Below are 18,137 nucleotides of genomic sequence, written 5' to 3'. Positions count from 1 at the left end.
GGCTAGAGGCTCGCCAGCAGCTCGGCGGCGGCGGCGTGCGGGTCGATCTCCCCGTTCGCGACACGGGTGGCGAGGGCCGGCAGCGCCGCACCGCCGCGCAGGTCGCCCATCCGGGCCCGCAGCGTGCCCAGCGCCAGCGCCGAGATCTCCGCGGCGGCCCGCTGCTCACGCCGGTTCTGCAGGTTGCCGGTGCTCTCCAGCCACTCGCGGTGCTTGCCGATCGCGGCCACCACGTCGTCGATGCCCTCGTTCTTGACGGCGACCGCGCGGACCACCTGCGGCCGCCACTCACCCGGGCCGCGCTCGCCGAGGGCGAGCATGCCCTGGATGTCACGGTAGGTGGCGTCGGCGCCGGGCCGGTCCGCCTTGTTGATCACGAAGACGTCGGCGATCTCCAGCACGCCCGCCTTCACGGCCTGGATCGCGTCACCCATCCCGGGCGCCAGCAGCACCAGCGTGGTGTCGGCGAGCGAGGCGATCTCCACCTCGGCCTGGCCGACGCCGACCGTCTCGACCAGGATCACGTCGCAACCGGCGCCCTCCAGCACCCGGACCGCCTGCGGCGTGGCCGCCGACAGCCCGCCGAGCTGGCCGCGGCTGGACATCGAGCGGATGTAGACCCCGGAGTCGGCGGTGTGGTCCTGCATCCGGATCCGGTCGCCGAGGATCGCCCCGCCGGTGAACGGGCTGGACGGGTCGACCGCCAGCACACCGACCCGGTGTCCGGCCGCACGCAGGGCGCGGACCAGCTCGTTCGTGGTGGTCGACTTGCCCACGCCGGGTGCGCCGGTGAGCCCCACGACCTGGGCCCGCCCGGCGTGCGACGCCATCGCGGCGGCCACCTCAGGCAGGGCCGGATCGTCGTTCTCGACCAGGCTGATCAGGCGGGCCACCGACCGGGCGTCGCCCTCCCGGGCCCGGGCGACCAGGGTCGGCACGTCACGCGACCGCCGGCCGCCGCCGGTGCCGCCGGACGCGGCACCGACCGGCGGCGAAGACGGAACCGTCACGCCGCGGGGACCTTGATGATCAGCGCGTCGCCCTGGCCACCGCCGCCGCACAGGCCGGCCGCGCCGAGACCGCCGCCGCGCCGCTGCAGTTCGAGAGCCAGGGTGAGTACGAGCCGGGCGCCGGACATGCCGATCGGGTGGCCGAGCGCGATGGCGCCGCCGTTGACGTTGACGATCGACTCGTCCACCTTCAGCTCGCGGGTAGACTGGATGACCACCTGGGCGAACGCCTCGTTGATCTCGATCAGGTCGAGGTCCTCGACGGCGAGGCCGGCCTTGTCGAGCGCGTGCCGGATGGCGTTGGCCGGCTGGGACTGCAGCGAGCTGTCCGGACCGGCGACGTTGCCGTGCGACACGATCTCGGCGAGCCAGGTCAGGCCCAGCTCCTCGGCCTTGGCCCGACTCATCACCACGACCGCGGCGGCGCCGTCGGAGATCGGCGAGGAGCTGGCGGCGGTGATCGTGCCGTCCGGGGTGAAGGCCGGGCGCAGCCTGGCCAGCGACTCGCCGGTGGTGTCCGGACGGACGCCCTCGTCACCGTCGACCGGCCCGGTGGCGTTGCGGCCACCGGCGGGGACCGGCGCGATCTCCTCGGCGAACCGACCCTCCCGCTGGGCGGCGGCGGCCCGCTGGTGGCTCTGCGCGGCGAACGCGTCCTGCTCCTGCCGGGTGATGCCCAGGCGCACGCCACTGGCCTCGGTGGACTCACCCATCGAGATGCCCGCCCACGGGTCCATCAGGCCGTCGAAGGCGGTGTGGTCGCGCACCAGCACGTCACCGAACTTACGGCCCGCGCGCTGGTCGGTCAGCAGATGCGGCGCATTGGTCATCGATTCCATGCCGCCGGCCACCACGACGTCGAACTCGCCGGCCCGGATCAGCTGGTCGGCCAGGGCGATCGCGTCCAGGCCGGAGAGGCACACCTTATTGACAGTGAGCGCCGGAACCGACATCGGAATGCCGGCGGCGACGGCGGCCTGGCGGGCCGGGATCTGACCACAGCCGGCCTGGAGCACCTGGCCCATGATCACGTACTGCACACGATCGGGCTCGATGCCGGCCCGGCTGAGGGCGGCCGCGATGGCGTGCCCACCGAGGGCGGTGGCGGGCAGGTGTTTGAGGTTTCCGAGAAGGCGCCCCATCGGGGTCCGGGCGCCGCTGACGATGACGGAGCTGGTCACGGTCATGATTCCGATCTGCGGGAACGGGCGCGGGGAACACCCGGAGTGGCCTTAACGATGGGTCAGGTCCGAGACTAGCCCCATGACTGACGACACATCGAGCGGCAACGCGGCTGAGAATGTCACATTCTCCGATGTCGGCCTCCTCAAAATCGATCATGTCGGGATCGCGGTGGCCGATCTGGACGAAGCGCTCCGCTTCTATGCCGAGAACTTCGGTTTGCACTGTGTGCATCAAGAGACGAACGAGGAGCAGGGCGTCCGCGAGGCGATGCTCGCGGTGGGCGACGGCAGCGGCCCGCGACTGCAACTGCTGGCCCCGGCCCGGCCCGACTCGGCGATCGCGAAGTTCATCGATCGCAGCGGCCCCGGCCTGCAACAACTCGCCTACACGGTGGCCGACGTGGAGACCGCCGCGGACGCGTTGCGGGCCCGGGGTCTGCGGCTGCTCTACGACACGCCGAAACGGGGCACGGCGGGTTCCCGGATCAACTTCGTGCACCCCAAGGACGCCGGGGGTGTGCTGGTGGAGCTGGTGGAGCCGGCGTGAGGCGTACCTCTCGCGGGTGATTCGACCTGACGCGGACCCGCCCGCCTGGCAGGATCGGGGGCATTGAGCAGGGCCGACGACCCCGGCGACAGGCCCGGAATCCCCCGAAGCCCCGAGTGGGCTGGTGACAGCGGGACGACGCCGGACCGGCCGGTGAGTCAGCGGTCCTCCCCGAACGGCCCGGGGGCGGTCTGCGCTCCAGGTCGAAGCTGATCTACGATGCGGTTCGGATGCCCATCGGCTCTTGCATGTCCGATTCCTCTTCGCCAGGATGGCGCAATGCCCCAGCAGCAGGATCAGAACCTGGCCTTCTTCGAGACCGCCAACTCCCAGCACGACTTCACCGTCGTACTGCGGGGATATGACCGCGGACAGGTCGACGGACACATCGGCCGGCTGCTCGCCGCGCTGAACCAGTCCGAGGCGGCCCGCGGCGAGGCCGAGCAGCGGATGAACGACGCGCAGCGTCGCCTGCGCCAGGCCGAACAGCGGCTGAACGCGCTCGAGCAGAAACTCGCCGACAGCAACAAGCTGCTGGAGGAGAACAACAGGCCGACGCTCTCCGGGCTGGGCACCCGGGTGGAGCAGATCCTGCGGCTCGCCGAGGAACAGGCGAACGATCACCGCAACGAGGCGAAGCGGGAGTCCGAGGGCATTCTCTCCGCGGCTCGTCTCGAGGCCCGCGAGATCACCGACAAGGCGCGTGCCGAGGCCGCCGCCATGAAGGCGACCGCCGAGCGTGAGGCCGGCCAGGTCCGCACGCACGCCGAGCGCGAGGCCGCCGAGGCCCGGGTCCAGGCCCGCCGCGAGGCGGACACCCTGCGGTCGGACGCCGACCGCGAGACCAAGCAGTTGCGTACCGTGACCGCGCACGAGGTCGCCGAGCTCAAGTCGACCGTGGAGCGTGAGGTCGCGTCGCTGCGCGCCACCGCCGAGCGGGAGATCACCCAGGCCCGCGCGAAGGCCGGCCGGGAGGCCGAGGAGAAGCGCGCCGAGGCCACCAAGCTGCTCGCCGACGCCCGCGACAAGCGCGAGAAGGACCTGCAGGCCCTGGCGCTGGAGATCGCCGAGCGTCGGGAGAAGGCCGAGGCCGAGGAGTCGCAGCGGCACGCCGCCCAGGTCGCCGCCACCCAGAAGATGGTGGCCGAGGCCGAGGAGCGGGCTCGCGCCGCCGAGGACCGGTCGAAGGAGATCGAGCAGCGCGCCGAGAGCCGCCGCATCGAGTCCGAGCGTCACTCGTCCGAGACCGTCGAGAAGGCGCGGGCGCTGGCCGACAAGACCGTCACCGAGGCTCGCCAGGAGGCCAACCGCCTGCTCGGCGACGCCCGCCAGGAGGCGGAGCTGACCACTCAGGCGGCTCGCCGCGAGGTCGAGGACCTGACCCGTCAGAAGGACGCGGTCACCAACCAGCTGGGTCAGATGCTGTCCGGCCTGTCCGGCCTGGTGCCGGGCGTCGGCGGGGCCGCTGCCCCAGCTGCGGCGGCCGCCGCGGTGGCCGCTGCCGCCAAGCCCGCCGAGGCACCCGCGCAGCGTGCTCCCGAGCAGGTCACGGCCCAGGACGAGCTCGCCGAGGCGGATGACGACGAGGACGAGCCGGTCGCCGCTCAGACGAATTCCTGACGCGAGACCATCGTCTCTCTCCGGTTGCGGAGCCGCCGCGAGTGCGCGACGGTTGACAACGGCCGGGGCATTCGACGACGAAATCAGGCCGTACCGGAGTTTCTCCGGTACGGCCTGACTCGTTTCGCGCTTGCCTGGGTTAATCAAGCCGAGGTCAGACAGATCACAACTACCCGGATCGTCTCTGCCAAACCGGTGTGTATCGACACGCCACGGGACGATGCGTATGTGAGGATGGAAAGCATGTCGCACGGCGGTGAAATTCTCGGTCTCGGCGGAGATTCGGCCACCGAACCCAGCTTCGAGACCGCCCTGCGGGGTTACGAGCGCAAGCAGGTCGAGCGATACGTGACCCGGGCGGAGAACGAGATCGCTGCCCTCCTCGCCGACCGCGAGCAGGCCTACTCGCAGATGCAGGCGATGACGGCGCAGATAAAGGGTCTCCAGGCGGAGTTGGCGCAGGCGCGGCGTGACTCCGGGGTCAGCGGTGAGGTGTCGTTCCGGCACCTGGGCCCCCGGGTCGAGCAGATCCTGGCCCTGGCCGAGGAGCAGGGCGAGGCGATCAAGGCCTCAGCCACCGACGACATCGCCTCCCGGCTGGCCGAGGCGGAGCGGATCCGGGCCGAGGCCGAGGCGCACGCCCACAACGGCATCCGTGACTTCGAGATCGCCCTGGCCGCGCGCCGGGCCGAGGAGGAGAAGGTCGACACCGCCAAGCGGGTCGCCTCGGACAAGGCACTCGCCGCCGCTCGCCAGGCCGGTGAGCAGATGCGCAAGGAAGCGGAGGCGGTTCTGGTCCGCTCCCGCAACGAGGGCAAGCACCTGGTCGAGCAGGCCACCCAGGATGCCGCGCGCCAGCGGGCCGAAGTGGACGGATATGTGCAGTCCACCCGGATGCAGGCCGAGCAGGAGCTCAAGGCGCTCCGGGAGAAGACCAGCCAGGAGATCGCCGCGAAGCGGGCCGAGGCCGAGCGCGAGCTGGCCGATCTGAAGGCGTCGGTCGAGCACGAGCTGGCGCTGCGCCGGCACTCGGTGATCGAGGAGCTCGGCCAGATGCGGGCCGGTGTCGAGAAGCAGTGCGCCGACCTGCGCAGCGAGGCCGACAAGTATGCCGAGGAGGTCCTCCGGCGGTCCGACGATCAGGCCACGGCCGTCCGCAAGGAGATCGCCGCCCAGCAGGAGAGGATCGCCCAGGCCGGCCGGGAATTGGAAGCCGCCAACAGCGAGGTGGCACAGGCCGAGCAGCGGCGGGTCACCGCGCAGGAGCAGGCCCAGGCCGCCGAGACTGAGGCCGAGCGGGTCCGTCAGCGTCTCGCCGAGACCCAGCAGCAGCTGGAGTCGGAGCTGAAGCGGGTGGCCGAGGCCAAGCGCTCCGGTGAGGCCGCCGAGCGGCACGCCGCCGAGGTTCGCCGCCAGGTGCAGAAAGAGGCGAAGCGGGTGGCCGAGCTGGCCGCCGCCGCGGTGCTGGCCGCCGCCGCCGACCCGAGTGACCCGGGCGAGCCGGAGGCGCCGGCCGAGAAGCCGGTGGAGCCGGTGCCGGTGGCGGTCCAGCCGCAGCCCGCGGAGAAGCAGCCCGGCAAGGTGACCGCGTCGGCGAAGGTGACGGTTCCGCAGGCGACCCGGGTCCCGGCCGACGCCGAGTGAGTTCAGGGTCGTTCCCGGTGGTGGGCCGGGCTCGGCGGCGATAGCCTCCGATCGCCGGATTCGGCGATCGAGGAGGTCTGATGTCCGCCGAGCCACCCGCCGAGGTGAAACCGCCGACCGAGGACGAACCACCGGCCGAGGGGAGACCGCCGGTCGAGGAGAAGCGGTTCGGTGAGCCCGGACCGCCGCTGAACCGGCGCAACCCGTTCCTGGTCGGCTTCCTCTTCGGGCTCGGCCTGCTGGTGGCGTATTCGCTGTTCCTCGGCATCCGCAACGCCACCTCGATGCTCATCCTGATCTTCATCGCGCTGTTCCTGGCGATCGGCCTCAATCCGGCGGTGGTCCGGCTGCGCAGCTGGGGCCTGCGCCGGGGCGTGGCGGTGGCGATCGTGGCGCTCAGCGTGGTCGGGTTGCTGGCCGGCGGCATCGTGGCGCTGATCCCGCCGCTGGTCACCCAGACCACCGAGCTGATCAACAATGCGCCGGACGTGGTGGAGAGCCTGCGCCGCAGCCAGACGGTCAACGAACTGGTGCAGCGCTACGACATCGCGAACCGGGTGCAGGGCGCGGTGAACGCCGGGACGATCACGAACGCCCTGGGTGGTGTGGTCGGCGGTGCCCGGCTGCTGTTCGGCACGATCTTCAACATCCTGACCGTGCTGGTGTTGACGATCTACTTCATGGCGTCGTTCGAGCGGCTCAAGTCGACCGGGTACCGGCTGGTCCCGGCCTCCCGGCGGGAGCGGGTCACGCTGATCGGCGACGAGATCCTGACCAAGGTCGGCGCGTACATGGTGGGTGCGCTGGCGATCGCCGTGCTGGCCGGGGCGAGCACCTTCGGGCTGGCTCTCGCGCTGGGTCTGGCGTACCCCTTCGCCCTGGCCGTGGTGGTCGCGGTCTGTGACCTGATCCCGCAGATCGGGGCCACCCTCGGTGCGATCGTGGTGAGCCTGGTCGGGCTGGCGTCGTCGGTGTCCGACGGCATCGCCTGCATCGTGTTCTTCATCATCTACCAGCAGCTCGAGAACTATCTGATCTACCCACGGGTGATGCGCCGCTCGGTCCGGGTGAGCGACGTGGCGGCGCTGGTGGCGGCCCTGCTCGGGGTCGGCCTGTTCGGCGTGATCGGCGCGCTCATCGCGATCCCGATGGTGGCCGCCATCCAGCTGATCATGCGGGAGGTCATGCTGCCCAGCCTGGAGGAACGCTAGCGCTGGTCCCTGTCGAAGGCGGCGACGGTCCGGTCGGCGTAGGCGGTGGCGTCGCCGGTCTCCATCGGGCCGTCCCAGGTCGTCGGGAGCGGAGTGGTCACCCCGGGGGCCACCCGGCGGACGATCTCGTCCAGGACCTTCTCGGCGTCGCCGACCCACAGGTGCTTGGCGCCGGGCATCGGCACGACCTCGGCCTGCGGGATGGCGGCGAAGCGTTCGGCGGCCTCGACCGGGCGCAGGTAGTCGTCGAACTCGGGGATCAGCGCGGTGACCGGCTTGCCGTTCTCGGCCCAGGCGGCCAGGTGCTCCGGCTGGGAGAACCGCAGCGGCGGGGAGAGCAGGACCGCGCCCGAGACGGCCGGGTCCAGCCCGTACATCAGGGTCAGGTCGGTGCCGAAGGACCAGCCCACCAGCCAGATGTCCGGCAGGTCGGCGAACTCCGCATACTCGATGGCGGCGGCCACGTCGAACCGCTCGTCGACCGCCTTCGAGAACGAGCCGCCACTGGTACCGCGGACGCTGCTGGTGCCGCGGGTGTTGAAGCGCAGCACGGCGAGCCCGGCCAGGGCGGGCAGGCGCCACGCCGCCTTGCGATAGACGTGGCTGTCCATCATCCCGCCGTGGGTGGGTAGCGGGTGTAGGCAGACGAGGGTGGCCACCGGCTCGCGGTCGAGCGGTCGGGCCAGCTCACCGACGAGGGTGACGCCGTCCGCGGTGTGCAGCTCGATGTCCTCCCGGTGGGCGGGCAGGATCGAGTTGGCCCGGATCTGGTTGCTCATGGGAAGAGGTTTTCACTTCCGTTTCGAGGGCGGTGGGCGGGGCGGTCGGATGGCTTCACCCATACCTCGGAGCGTTGCGCGAGCGCTCCACCCCCGGGGTGCGCCGGTCCCGGCCGCGCCAGCACCCGGTGTGCCAGTGACGGCGGTCGGCCATGTCGCCCCAGCCGTCGGCCGGCCACGCCACCACGTGCGCCACCCCGGGACGGATCTCCTGCATGCAGCCCGGACACCGGTACGTCTTGGCGGCCGCCGCACCGAAGATCGACCGCACCATCCACTCGCCGTCCTGCCACTGCTGGACGCGCTGCTCGGTGATCCCGGGACGGTCCGGGCTCGGCTCGTCGTCGGACGGGCGGCGGGGGCGGTTACGGCGGGGGCTCACGAGGTCAAGCGTACGTAGTGACTCGCCGGTAACAATCACCCTAGACTCGGGACATGACGGCGACTCACGTTCCCGGCCTCCCCGTGATCGATGACGGCTGGCTGATCTCCACCAACCCGGCCACCGGCGAGGAGGCCGGCCGCGTGCCGGTCGCCGACGAGAAGGCCGTGGTCGCAGCCGTCGAACGGGCCCGGGAAGCCGCCGTGTGGTGGCAGGGGCTCGGCTTCGACGGCCGCAAGACCCGGCTGCTGCGCTGGCGCTCCCTGATCGTCCAGCGGATCGAGGAGCTGGCCGAGCTCGTTCACAAGGAGTCCGGCAAGCCCCTGGCCGACGGCACGATCGAGGCGGTCGCCGCGGTCGAGCACCTGGACTGGGCGGCCCGCCACGCGAAGAAGGTGCTCGGCCCGCGCCGGGTCCGCACCCGGATCCTGGTCGCCGAGCACTCCGGCCACCTGGAGTACCAGCCGTACGGCGTGGTCGGCGTGATCGGCCCGTGGAACTATCCGATCGTCACGCCGGTCGGCCCGATCAGCGGCGCCCTGGCGGCCGGCAACACCATCGTCTTCAAACCGAGCGAGTACACCCCGATCGTCGGGCAGTGGCTGGCTGACACGTTCGCCGAGGTGGTTCCGGAACACCCGGTGCTGCAGGCGGTGCACGGCCTCGGTGACGTCGGCGGGGCGCTGTGCCGGTCCGGGGTGAACAAGGTGTCGTTCACCGGCTCGACGGCCACCGCCAAGAAGGTGATGGCCGCCTGCGCGGAGAATCTGGTGCCGGTCGTGCTGGAGGCGGGCGGTAAGGACGCGCTGATCGTCGACGCGGACGCCGACGTGAACGCCGCCGCCGAGGCCGCGGTCTGGGGCGCCATGACCAACGCCGGGCAGACCTGCATCGGCATCGAGCGGGTCTACGCCGTCGAGCCGGTCTACGACAGGTTCGTCGAGGCGGTCGTGGCCAAGGCCGGCAAGCTGCGCACCGGCGAGGAGATCGGCCCGATCACCATGCCCAAGCAGCTCGACATCATCCGCGACCACATCGAGGACGCGCTGGCCAAGGGCGGCAAGGCGGTGCTCGGCGGCGCCGAGGCGGTGCAGGCGCCGTTCGTCGCGCCGACCGTGCTGGTGGACGTGCCCGACGACTCGGCGGAGATCCGTGAGGAGACCTTCGGGCCGACCCTGACGATCACCCGGGTGCGCGACGCCGACGAGGCGGTGCAGAAGGCCAACGACACGCCGTACGGCCTGGGCGGCTCGGTCTTCGGTAAGAAGAACGCGATCCGGATCGCCCGGCGGCTGCGGTCCGGGATGGTGGCCGTGAACGGGACGCTCACCTTCGTCGGGATGGGCAACCTGCCGTTCGGCGGGGTCGGCGAGTCCGGGTTCGGACGCATCCACGGTGAGGACGGCCTGCGCGAGTTCGCCCGGGCCAAGGCGATCACCGTACGCCGCGGCCCGTCCCTGCTCCCGGCCATGACGTTCGAACGCACCCCGGCCCAGGTCCAGCAGATCGTCAAGGCGCTGCGCCTGCTGTACGGCCGCAAGCCCTAATCTGTGTGGGTGGTTGATCACCCAGCGGTCGAGGTCAATGGTCTGTACGTGAGTTACGGCTCGACGCCGGTGCTGGTGGATGTGGGACTGACCGTCCCGGCCGGCACCGGCGTCTGTGTGACGGGCGAGAACGGCATCGGGAAGTCCACTCTGCTGCGTTGCGTGAGCAGCCTCCAGCAGGCCGACGAGGGCACCGTTCGGGTCTTCGGCGCGGCACCGGGCGACAGTCCCGAGTTCTGGCGCGCGGTGGCCACCACCGTCGAGCCGCCCACCTGGTACCCCGGCCTCACCGTCCGCGAGCACGCCGAACTGGTGTGCCGCGCGCATGGCCAGGACCCCGACGAATCCGGCATCGACGAGGCGCTGGAGAAGTTCGGGCTGGCCGGGCACGCCGACGCCATCCCGCCGTCGATGTCATCGGGCCAGAAACAGCGGCTCACCCTCGCACTGGTGCTGCTGCGGCCCAGTTCGCTGCTCATCCTGGACGAGCCGGAGCAACGCCTCGACCCGGAGGGCCGGGCGATGGTCGCCGGGATGCTCGCCGACTACCTGTCCACCGGCGGTTCGCTGCTGCTGGCCAGCCACGACGACAAGTTCGCGGTGGCGTCCGGCGCCGAGATGGTGTCGATGGAGCAGCTGACCGGGCCGGGCCCCGCGTGACCGCCGTCGTCGCGCTGCGGCCGGTCCGCCGATGGATCCGCAAGGCCCAGGCCGCCCATCGGGACCGCGGGGACGCGCTCGCCACCATCTACACGGTGGTGTTCTCGATCGCCGTGCTGTCGGTGATGGCCCAGGACACCCTGCGGGCCGTCTTCAGCCCGCTCGTCCCGCACCTCAGCGGGGTCGGCGCGCTCGCCACGGCCGCCTGCGCCACCGGTCTGATCCACCTGACCCTGCGCCGACTCGGGCCGGTCTCGGTCACCCGGCCGGCCGCGTACTTCCTGCTCACCGCACCGGTCAGCCGGCCGAAACTGCTGGCCCCGTCGTTGCTCGCGACCGCCTTCGGTGCGGCCGTCGCGGGCGGTGCGGCGGCGTTCGGCGTCCTCGGCAACACGGTCGCGAGCGGATCTCCGATCCTGGTCGTCACGGGCGCGCTGTTCGGCGTACTCCTCGCGCTCCTCGCCTCGGCCGCGCAGTCGCGGCCGCGACTCGCGTCGCTCACCGACACCGTCGCCCGGCTCGCGCTCGCGATCGGCCTGGCCGGTCTGGTCGCCGAGGCGACCGGCTGGACGCCGCCCGCTCTCGGCGGAGAAGCCGCGGCATCCGTCGTGGTCACCGTCACCGGTGCCCTCGCGGCGCTCACCGTCCTGGCGTTTCTGCTGGGGGTACGCGACCTCGCGCGCACACCCAACGACGCGATCCTGGAGTCCGCCAAGACCGCTGGAACACTCGCCGACTCGGTCTACGGCATCGAGCCGTCGTTCCTCTCCGAGATGCTGGAGCGCCGCTACTGGGCGACCCGGCGACTGCGGTCGACCCGGCTGCCCCGCCGCCTGCCGCCGCTCACCGGCCAGGACCTGCTGCTGGCCCGGCGCCGCCCGGCTCGTCTGGTGTGGACGGCCGCATCCACCGCACTGCCGCTGCTGCTGATCTCGGTACCGCGCTGGGTGCTGGTGATCGCGCTGCTCGCCGGGATGGTGATCGCGGCCAAGGCCACCAGCGCCACGATCAAGACCGACGCCGGCAACCCGGTGCTGCTGCGGATGCTCGGGCTCGACTCGCGCCGGGTGGTCGGGCAGCGGCTGTGGGTGCCGGCCGTCCTCGGGGCGATCTGGGCCACGGCCGCGCTCGGTCTGCTCCAGGCGGCCGGTGGGCTGCCGCCGGGCCAGTGGTGGGCGATGGGCCTGGCGCTCGGACCGGTCGGCGGTGTCGTCGCGGTGCGGGCGGCCCGGGCCGGGTTCGTCCGCAACGACCTGATCCCGGTCGACACCCCGATGGGTTCGGTGCCGACCGGGCCGATCGTCTACGCCTTCGCCGGGCTGGATCTGCTGATCCTCGCCCTGCCCGCGGTGATCACCCTGCTCGGGGACCGGCCGGCCACGTGGACCGCGATCGCCGTGCAGGCCGGGGTGGCGGCACTGGGCATCCGCGCCTACCTCTCCTGGAGCACCGACCCGTCCCGGGTGGGCCTGGCGAAGTGACCGGCCGCTTCCGCCCGAAAGGCGCGTTGGCGGGCGTGCGGCACGCCCGCGTCGCGGTGTAGGGAACGGTGCTTTGGTGGCCGTACGATCAGAAAAGGGTTAGTTCGTCTTTTTTCATGCCCCGGAGGGCGTCGTAGTCGACGACCACACAGCGGATGCCGCGGTCGGTGGCCAGCACCCGGGCCTGGGGTTTGATCTCCTGGGCGGCGAAGACGCCCTGGACCGGGGCGAGGAGCGGATCGCGGTTCATCAGTTCGAGGTAGCGGGTGAGCTGCTCGACACCGTCGATCTCGCCGCGGCGCTTGACCTCGACCGCGACCGATTTGCCCTCGGGATCCTTGAGGAGCAGGTCGACCGGGCCGATCGCGGTCATGAACTCGCGGCGCACCAGGGTGTGCCCCTCGCCGAAGGTCTCCGGGTGCTTGGCCAGCAACTCCTGGAGATGCGCCTCGACACCGTCCTTGACCAGCCCGGGGTCCACACCCAGCTCGTAGGAGTAGTCCTGGAAGACCTCCTCCAGGGTGATCCGCAGCTCCTCACCGGCCTTGTTCACCACCTTCCACACACCGGGGGCCTCCTGCAGCTTGCAGGGCGGGCTCATCCAGTTGAGCGGCTTGTAGGCACGGTCGTCGGCGTGAATCGACACCGACCCGTCGGCCTTGACCATCAGCAGCCGCACCGCCGGGGGCAGGTGGGCGGAGAGACGGCCGACATAGTCCACGGAGCATTTCGCGATGACCAGACGCACCGCACGACGGTACCTGACGATCCGCGCGGACCCGGCGGGCGGCACGTGCGCGGCGGTGCGATCCTGAGATCGTGTTCGAAGTATTGACCGGTACCGGTCTCGCCGCCTCCGCCGGGCTCAACGCCTACATCCCGCTGCTGACCATGGGTCTGCTGGCCCGGTACACGTCGGCGATCGATCTGCCGTCCGGTTCGGCGTGGCTGGCCGACGGCTGGACGCTGACGATTCTCGCGATCCTGTTCGCCATCGAGGTGGTGGCCGACAAGGTGCCGGTGGTCGACCACTTCAACGACGTGGTGCAGACGTTCATCAGGCCCACCGCGGGCGGCCTGGCGTTCGGTGCGGGCTCGGCCTCGGAGACGGTGACCGTCACCGACCCGGGCGCGTTCTTCACCTCGAACCAGTGGGTGCCGATCGTCGCCGGGGTGGTGATCGCGCTGATCGTCCACATTCTGAAGGCGGCGTCCCGCCCGGTGGTCAACGTGACGACCGCCGGATTCGGCGCGCCGGTCGCCAGCACCGCCGAGGATCTCGGCAGCGTGGTGATGTCGGTGCTGGCCATCGTGCTTCCGGTGCTCGTCCTGATCGGTCTCGGGGTGCTCGTGTGGGCGGCCGTCTGGGTGGTGCGGCGGCGGAGTCGCCGTAAGCGGGAGCGGGCCGGGAGTGTCGAGACCCGTCACCTGTTTGGTTGACTCTCGGGGTGATCGCGATCGCCGTACCCGCCTTCGCCCTGAGTTGCTGGCTCGCGTGCTACCTGATCGGGCGTGATCCGAGCCGGGCCACCCTGCGGTGGACGGCGACGGCGCTGGTGTCGTACGCGCTGGGTGTCGCCGCCTGGACCGTGTCGCCCGGCTCGGCCACCGCCGAGGTGCTGCTCTGCATCCCGGCCCTGTGCTGGGCCGGCGCCGTGGTGTCGCTGCTGCCGCTGACCCCGGTCGAGCGGCGGCCGATCGACCGGGGCGCCCTGCTGCTGGGCGCCGCCTTCCTTCTGATGATCATCTTTCTGCCGCAGGCGGGCCGGCTCGTCGTGCTCGCCCCGATGGTCGGCGCGCTGAGCCTGATGTGGCGGCTGCGCGAGCAGGTGGTGCCGAAGATGCTGCCGCTCGCGCTGACCGTGATGGCGCTACTCGGCACGGCGTCGCTGGTGCTGCTGCTGTTCACCACATCCGGCGAGCTGGCCGCGATCGCCGCGCTCGGCCTCGACCTGCTGGTGGTCGGCTACCTGATGGCGGTGGCGCACGCCGGGGAGACCGGTGAGCGGCTGCGGCCCGACCTGCGGCGCTCGCTGGTCGCCCAGATCGCGGTGCTGGTGCTGGCCGGGATCCCGGCCGGGGTGACGCTGTGGCTGGTTCCCGGACACGACGGGGTGGCGCTGCTCCAGTTCGCCGTGCTGGCCGCCGGGTCGGCGCTGGCCGGGCTGGGCTCCCAGGTGCGCCGGGCGCTGGACCGGGTGGCGCTCGCCGACGATCAGCCGCTGCGCTCCGACCGGTCGGCGCTGTTCCTGAACGCCGACGCCCTGCTGCGTCGGCGGGAGCAGCGGCGGCTCAACACCATCGGCGAGCCGGAGTTCCTGCGGATGACCAGGCGGGCGCTGAACGACTTCGGTGACCTGAACCGGCTGGCCCGGAGCCCGCTGACCGACCTGCCGTCGGTGGATCGGCGGGTGGCCGGCAAGGAGGACCAGCCGCGGGCGCGGGCCCGGGAGTTGCGGGCGGTGCTGCGTGAGTGCGTGTCGTCGATGCGGCCGCCCGGGCCGTTCGGGACGACCGAGGAGTGGCGGTACTACAACGTGCTCCAGTTCTGCTGTGTGCTCGGGCTGAACCCGTATTCACGCCGGCTGCGGACCGACGGGGTGAGTCGGGAGGCGCGACTCGCCGTCGACTGGTTCAAGCGGTACGTGCCGCAGGACATCACCAAGCAGTGGCAGCGGGAGGCGGCCATGCTGGTGGCCGAGCAACTGTGGATCGATGTGGTGGGCCGGCACCGCGCCCTCCCCTCTGCCGAGATCACGACACGCACCACCTAAACCCCATAAAAGGTCATTTAGGGCTAATATCCCCGACCATGAGCCACCGCAACGCGCTGGTCGCCGCGGTGCGGCAGGAGCTCGCCGAGGCCCGCGGCACCGCCCGCGCGGTCCTCGCCGCCGCCGAATCGGCCCGTGGCGAGGCACAGCAGCGACGGCAACTGGTCCGGGAGGCGTACGCCACCTGCCTCAACCAGCTCGCCGCCGCCCGGGAGTCCGCACGCCAGGAGGTCCAGCAGCGCTACCGCGGTGAGGCCAACCGCCTCGCCGGGCATCTGCGCGGCCTCGCCACGATGAGCGCCACCGGGGCGGCCGGAGCTCCGTGGCGGTTCTGGGCGCCGAGCGAACCCGAACCGGGCACCACACCCGGACTGCTGCGGATCGGGACCATCACCTTCGACGAGACGTCCGCGCTGCCCGCGCTCATCCCCCTGCTCGACCGGGCCCACCTGCATCTGAGCGGGCCGGCCGCCACCCTCGACGAGGTGATCACCGGGTTGCTGCTGCGGGCGCTCGGCAGCACCCGGGCCGGTGACGTCGACCTGATCGTCTACGACCCGGAGAGCCGGGGCGCGTTCGGGCAGCTCGGGCCCCGGTTCGTCGGGCCCGGCGGGTTCGGGGCGCTGCTCGAGGAGCTCTGTCACGCCGAGGATCACGACGCCTGGCGGCTCGTCGTACTGCTCGCGGACCGGGCCACCGGGGACGAGATGACCCGGGCGCAGCGGGCACAACTGGACCGGATCACGCGTACCGGGGTGGATCGTGGGGTGCACCTGGTCGTTCGAGGCCTGGACCTGCCGGACGACCCCGCGGTGGAACGGATCGTGGTGCACGACCGGGTCGCCGCGTGCGCGTCGCTCGGCCGCCTCGAGATCCACCTCGATCCGCCGCCGCCCGCGGCGCTCTGCCGCGACGTCGCCGAACGGCAGCGCCAGGGTCCGCCACCGGCCCGACTCGCCGACCTGGAACCGGCCCGGCTGTGGGAGGAGTCCGCCCGGTACGGCCTGCCCGCCCCGATCGGCGACAGCACCGACGGGACACTCGTCGAGATCCCGCTCGGCGAGGACCTGCCACACGTGCTGATCGGCGGGCCGTCCGGCTCCGGCAAGACCAACCTGATCTACACCTGGCTGGGTTCCCTCGTCACCCGGTACGGTCCCGGCGAGCTCGCCCTCTACCTGCTCGACTTCAAGGAGGGCGGGTCGTTCGCCAGGTACGCCCCCGGCCCCCGCGACCCCAGCTGGCTGCCGCAGGTCCGGCTGGCCGGCGTCGACGTCCGCAACGACCGGGAGTTCGGCCTGGCCGTGCTCCGGCACCTCGGTGAGGAACTGCGCGCCAGGTCCGCCCGCCGAGCCGACCCGGAGGACCGGCCCCGCGTGGTCGCGGTCCTCGACGAGTTCCCCGTGCTGCTGGACGGCCGGGACACCCTCGCCGACGAGGCGGCCGGCCTGCTCGAGGACCTCGCCCGGCGCGGTGGCGACCACGGCATCCACCTGGTCCTGGCCACCCGCGACACGGACGGGCTGCGGGCGCTGCAGGGCCGGCCCACCCTGATCGCCCCGTTCACCCTGCGGATCGCCCTGCCCAAGGCGAGCCGGATCCTCGCCGACGACAACCTGGCCGCCTCGGTCATCCCGGCCCGGCACGCGGTCGTCAACACCGAGTCCGGCCTGGCCGGCGCCAACCGGGTGGTACGGCTACCGGACGCCGGCGACCCGCTCGGCTGGCGCGCCACCCAGCGCCGGTTGTGGCGCTCCCGACCCCTCGGCTGCGAGGAACCACGGATCTTCGACGGGGAGGCGGTGCCCCGACTGCCGTCGGCGTACCGGCCGTCCGGGCGGGTGCCGGTCGCCGGCGCGCCGGTCGGCTCGTCACCCGGGGCGGTCCTCGGCGAACGGATCGACGTGTCGGCGCGGCCGGCCCGCGTACGGCTCGGCCGGATGCCCGGACGCAACCTGGCGGTCATCGGCACCCGCGCCGACGAGGCCTGCGACGTGCTGGCCGCGGCCGCCCTGTCGCTCGCCGCGCAGGGACCGGCCCACTTCAGCATCGTCTGCCTCGACCCGACCGCGGAACGGTCGGCGGCCCGCCTGGTCGCCGAACTCCCGGCCGCCGACTGGTACGACACCTCCGACGTCCACTTCGACCCGCCCGCCTCCGACGTGCCCAGATACCTGATCGGATACGGACTCGAAGCGGCCGGGCCGCGGCACCGCCCGGCGTTGCGCGCCCTGCTCGACACCGGCCCGTCCCGGCGGGTGCACGTACTCGGCTGGTGGCGGGCCGTCAGCCGGCTCCGCGACGACCTGGCCGGCCGGTTCGACCCGATCGGCGCCTGGGTGGCCCTCGACGTGCACGGCACCGACCTGGCGCCGCTGTACCCGCAGCCGGGCGGGCCGGTCTGGCGCCCACGGCCGCGGCGCGCCCTGTTCTTCGACCGGTCCGTGCACCGCACCCCCGAAGTGATCATCCCGTACGAGGTGAACAGTGACCACACGTGATCGATTTCGGCCCACCGTCCGCAGCCGCCGAGGTGTCCAGTGAGCACACGTGATCGTCAGCCGCTCGGCCGTGACTATCAGCTGATGGTGAGCGCGCTCGCCGACGTCACCCGCCGCCGTGACGCCGAACTCGACGACGCCGAACAGGCCTACCAGGACAACGCCGCCCGGGCCGCCGGCGAACTCGCCCGGGCCGAGGGTGAGGCCCTCGCCGCCGACCGCTGGGCCGGCGCCGCCGCCGCCCAGGTGCTCGACGTCGACCGGGAGGCGGCCCGCCTCTGGGACCAGCTCCGTCGCGCCCGCGGCCTGCGGATCCGCGCCATCGGCGAGGTACCCGAACCGGCCTCGGTCGAAGCCATGCCCCGAGTCGCCCTGCAGCGCCGGCCGGAACCGGGCGAGGACGTCGTCCCGGTCGGCCGGCAGTCACCACGGGTGTTGCTCTCCCGCGCCGCCGACCGTATCGACGTGACCATCCACCCGGCCGGCAACGGCACTCTCCCCCGCTGGGCGCTGCCGTTACTGCCGCTGATCGGTGCGCTCAGCGCCTTCGCCACCGGGCTGGTCGCCGCCGGACTGGTCACCTTCGGTGACAACGCCCTCTGGGGTGGCCCGATCATCCGCGGGCTCGGCTGGCTCACGTTCCTGATCGCGCCGTCGGCGGGGGTGCCGCTGGCCGCCTACCTCACGCACAGCCGGATGCGCGCCCGGATGGAGATCGGCGGCATCGGCTTGACCCTGCTCGGCGGCATGCTCGCGGCCACCCTGCTGTCCCTGTCCTTCGCCGCGACGCGCTGATC

16 protein-coding genes are annotated in these 18,137 nt (G+C 72.1%); 11 read left to right on the top strand and 5 right to left on the bottom strand.

Features of this window, described 5'->3' with window-relative positions; translation table 11 throughout:
• Nucleotides 1–2: 2 nt before the first annotated feature.
• The gene (gene meaB / locus Q0Z83_RS48735) at nt 3–1,010 is read right to left on the bottom strand and encodes a methylmalonyl Co-A mutase-associated GTPase MeaB (RefSeq protein ID WP_317790393.1); all 1,008 of its coding nucleotides are present in this window, start codon (nt 1,008–1,010) and stop codon (nt 3–5) included.
• Complete coding sequence (locus Q0Z83_RS48730) at nt 1,007–2,197, bottom strand: acetyl-CoA C-acetyltransferase (protein WP_317790392.1); 1,191 nt, start codon at nt 2,195–2,197, stop codon at nt 1,007–1,009. The genes meaB and Q0Z83_RS48730 overlap by 4 nt, the downstream gene beginning before the upstream one ends.
• A gap of 76 nt (nt 2,198–2,273) precedes the next feature.
• Here Q0Z83_RS48730 and mce point away from each other — a divergent pair, with 76 nt between their 5' ends.
• From mce to Q0Z83_RS48710, 4 genes are all read left to right on the top strand, one after another.
• A complete protein-coding gene (gene mce / locus Q0Z83_RS48725; RefSeq protein WP_317790391.1) occupies nt 2,274–2,741 on the top strand; it encodes a methylmalonyl-CoA epimerase in 468 nt (155 codons plus the stop codon).
• A 279-nt stretch (nt 2,742–3,020) separates the two neighbouring features.
• A complete protein-coding gene (locus tag Q0Z83_RS48720) occupies nt 3,021–4,361 on the top strand; it encodes a coiled-coil domain-containing protein (protein WP_317790390.1) in 1,341 nt (446 codons plus the stop codon).
• A gap of 243 nt (nt 4,362–4,604) precedes the next feature.
• Complete coding sequence (locus tag Q0Z83_RS48715; protein WP_317790389.1) at nt 4,605–6,005, top strand: Laminin subunit beta-1; 1,401 nt, start codon at nt 4,605–4,607, stop codon at nt 6,003–6,005.
• A gap of 80 nt (nt 6,006–6,085) precedes the next feature.
• Nucleotides 6,086–7,216, top strand: a complete 1,131-nt coding sequence (locus tag Q0Z83_RS48710; RefSeq protein WP_317790388.1) for an AI-2E family transporter — start codon at nt 6,086–6,088, stop codon at nt 7,214–7,216.
• On the opposite strand, the gene Q0Z83_RS48705 is transcribed toward Q0Z83_RS48710, so the two are convergent.
• Nucleotides 7,213–7,995, bottom strand: coding sequence for an alpha/beta hydrolase (locus tag Q0Z83_RS48705; RefSeq protein WP_317790387.1), 783 nt, complete (start codon nt 7,993–7,995; stop codon nt 7,213–7,215). The genes Q0Z83_RS48710 and Q0Z83_RS48705 overlap by 4 nt on opposite strands.
• 55 nt (nt 7,996–8,050) lie before the next feature.
• Complete coding sequence (locus Q0Z83_RS48700; RefSeq protein WP_378078781.1) at nt 8,051–8,311, bottom strand: hypothetical protein; 261 nt, start codon at nt 8,309–8,311, stop codon at nt 8,051–8,053.
• A 119-nt stretch (nt 8,312–8,430) separates the two neighbouring features.
• Here Q0Z83_RS48700 and Q0Z83_RS48695 point away from each other — a divergent pair, with 119 nt between their 5' ends.
• From Q0Z83_RS48695 to Q0Z83_RS48685, 3 genes are read left to right on the top strand one after another with little or no spacing between them, the layout of a single operon-like run.
• Nucleotides 8,431–9,924, top strand: a complete 1,494-nt coding sequence (locus Q0Z83_RS48695) for an aldehyde dehydrogenase family protein (RefSeq protein WP_317790386.1) — start codon at nt 8,431–8,433, stop codon at nt 9,922–9,924.
• Nucleotides 9,925–9,933: 9 nt separating this feature from the next.
• Nucleotides 9,934–10,584, top strand: a complete 651-nt coding sequence (locus Q0Z83_RS48690) for an ABC transporter ATP-binding protein (RefSeq protein ID WP_317790385.1) — start codon at nt 9,934–9,936, stop codon at nt 10,582–10,584.
• Entirely contained in the window at nt 10,581–12,065 is a 1,485-nt protein-coding gene (locus tag Q0Z83_RS48685) for a DUF6297 family protein (protein ID WP_317790384.1), read from the top strand. Before Q0Z83_RS48690 ends, Q0Z83_RS48685 begins: the two co-directional genes overlap by 4 nt.
• A gap of 88 nt (nt 12,066–12,153) precedes the next feature.
• Here the strand turns inward: Q0Z83_RS48685 and nucS are convergent, their stop codons facing one another.
• A complete protein-coding gene (gene nucS / locus Q0Z83_RS48680; protein WP_317790383.1) occupies nt 12,154–12,813 on the bottom strand; it encodes an endonuclease NucS in 660 nt (219 codons plus the stop codon).
• Between the two features lie 71 nt (nt 12,814–12,884).
• Here nucS and Q0Z83_RS48675 point away from each other — a divergent pair, with 71 nt between their 5' ends.
• From Q0Z83_RS48675 to Q0Z83_RS48660, 4 genes are read left to right on the top strand one after another with little or no spacing between them, the layout of a single operon-like run.
• A complete protein-coding gene (locus Q0Z83_RS48675) occupies nt 12,885–13,505 on the top strand; it encodes a DUF4126 domain-containing protein (protein WP_317790382.1) in 621 nt (206 codons plus the stop codon).
• Nucleotides 13,502–14,839: a hypothetical protein gene (locus tag Q0Z83_RS48670; protein WP_317790381.1), complete on the top strand. Its 1,338-nt coding sequence runs from the start codon at nt 13,502–13,504 to the stop codon at nt 14,837–14,839. Before Q0Z83_RS48675 ends, Q0Z83_RS48670 begins: the two co-directional genes overlap by 4 nt.
• Before the next feature lie 38 nt (nt 14,840–14,877).
• Nucleotides 14,878–17,340, top strand: a complete 2,463-nt coding sequence (locus Q0Z83_RS48665) for an FtsK/SpoIIIE domain-containing protein (protein ID WP_317790380.1) — start codon at nt 14,878–14,880, stop codon at nt 17,338–17,340.
• Between the two features lie 39 nt (nt 17,341–17,379).
• Nucleotides 17,380–18,135, top strand: a complete 756-nt coding sequence (locus tag Q0Z83_RS48660; RefSeq protein ID WP_317790379.1) for a hypothetical protein — start codon at nt 17,380–17,382, stop codon at nt 18,133–18,135.
• Nucleotides 18,136–18,137: the final 2 nt, after the last annotated feature.

This window comes from Actinoplanes sichuanensis (assembly GCF_033097365.1).
Lineage (GTDB): Bacteria > Actinomycetota > Actinomycetes > Mycobacteriales > Micromonosporaceae > Actinoplanes > Actinoplanes sichuanensis.
Note: the sequence above shows the minus strand (reverse complement) of the source record. Positions and strands in the feature narration are given on the sequence as shown.

Bases quoted from the DNA above. Each gene is read 5' to 3' on its own strand.
- Q0Z83_RS48730 (WP_317790392.1), bottom strand. From the start codon at position 2,197: ATGACCGTGACCAGCTCCGTCATCGTCAGCGGCGCCCGGACCCCGATG.
- mce (WP_317790391.1), top strand. From the start codon at position 2,274: ATGACTGACGACACATCGAGCGGCAACGCGGCTGAGAATGTCACATTC.
- Q0Z83_RS48720 (WP_317790390.1), top strand. From the start codon at position 3,021: ATGCCCCAGCAGCAGGATCAGAACCTGGCCTTCTTCGAGACCGCCAAC.
- Q0Z83_RS48715 (WP_317790389.1), top strand. From the start codon at position 4,605: ATGTCGCACGGCGGTGAAATTCTCGGTCTCGGCGGAGATTCGGCCACC.
- Q0Z83_RS48710 (WP_317790388.1), top strand. From the start codon at position 6,086: ATGTCCGCCGAGCCACCCGCCGAGGTGAAACCGCCGACCGAGGACGAA.
- Q0Z83_RS48705 (WP_317790387.1), bottom strand. From the start codon at position 7,995: ATGAGCAACCAGATCCGGGCCAACTCGATCCTGCCCGCCCACCGGGAG.
- Q0Z83_RS48695 (WP_317790386.1), top strand. From the start codon at position 8,431: ATGACGGCGACTCACGTTCCCGGCCTCCCCGTGATCGATGACGGCTGG.
- Q0Z83_RS48665 (WP_317790380.1), top strand. From the start codon at position 14,878: ATGAGCCACCGCAACGCGCTGGTCGCCGCGGTGCGGCAGGAGCTCGCC.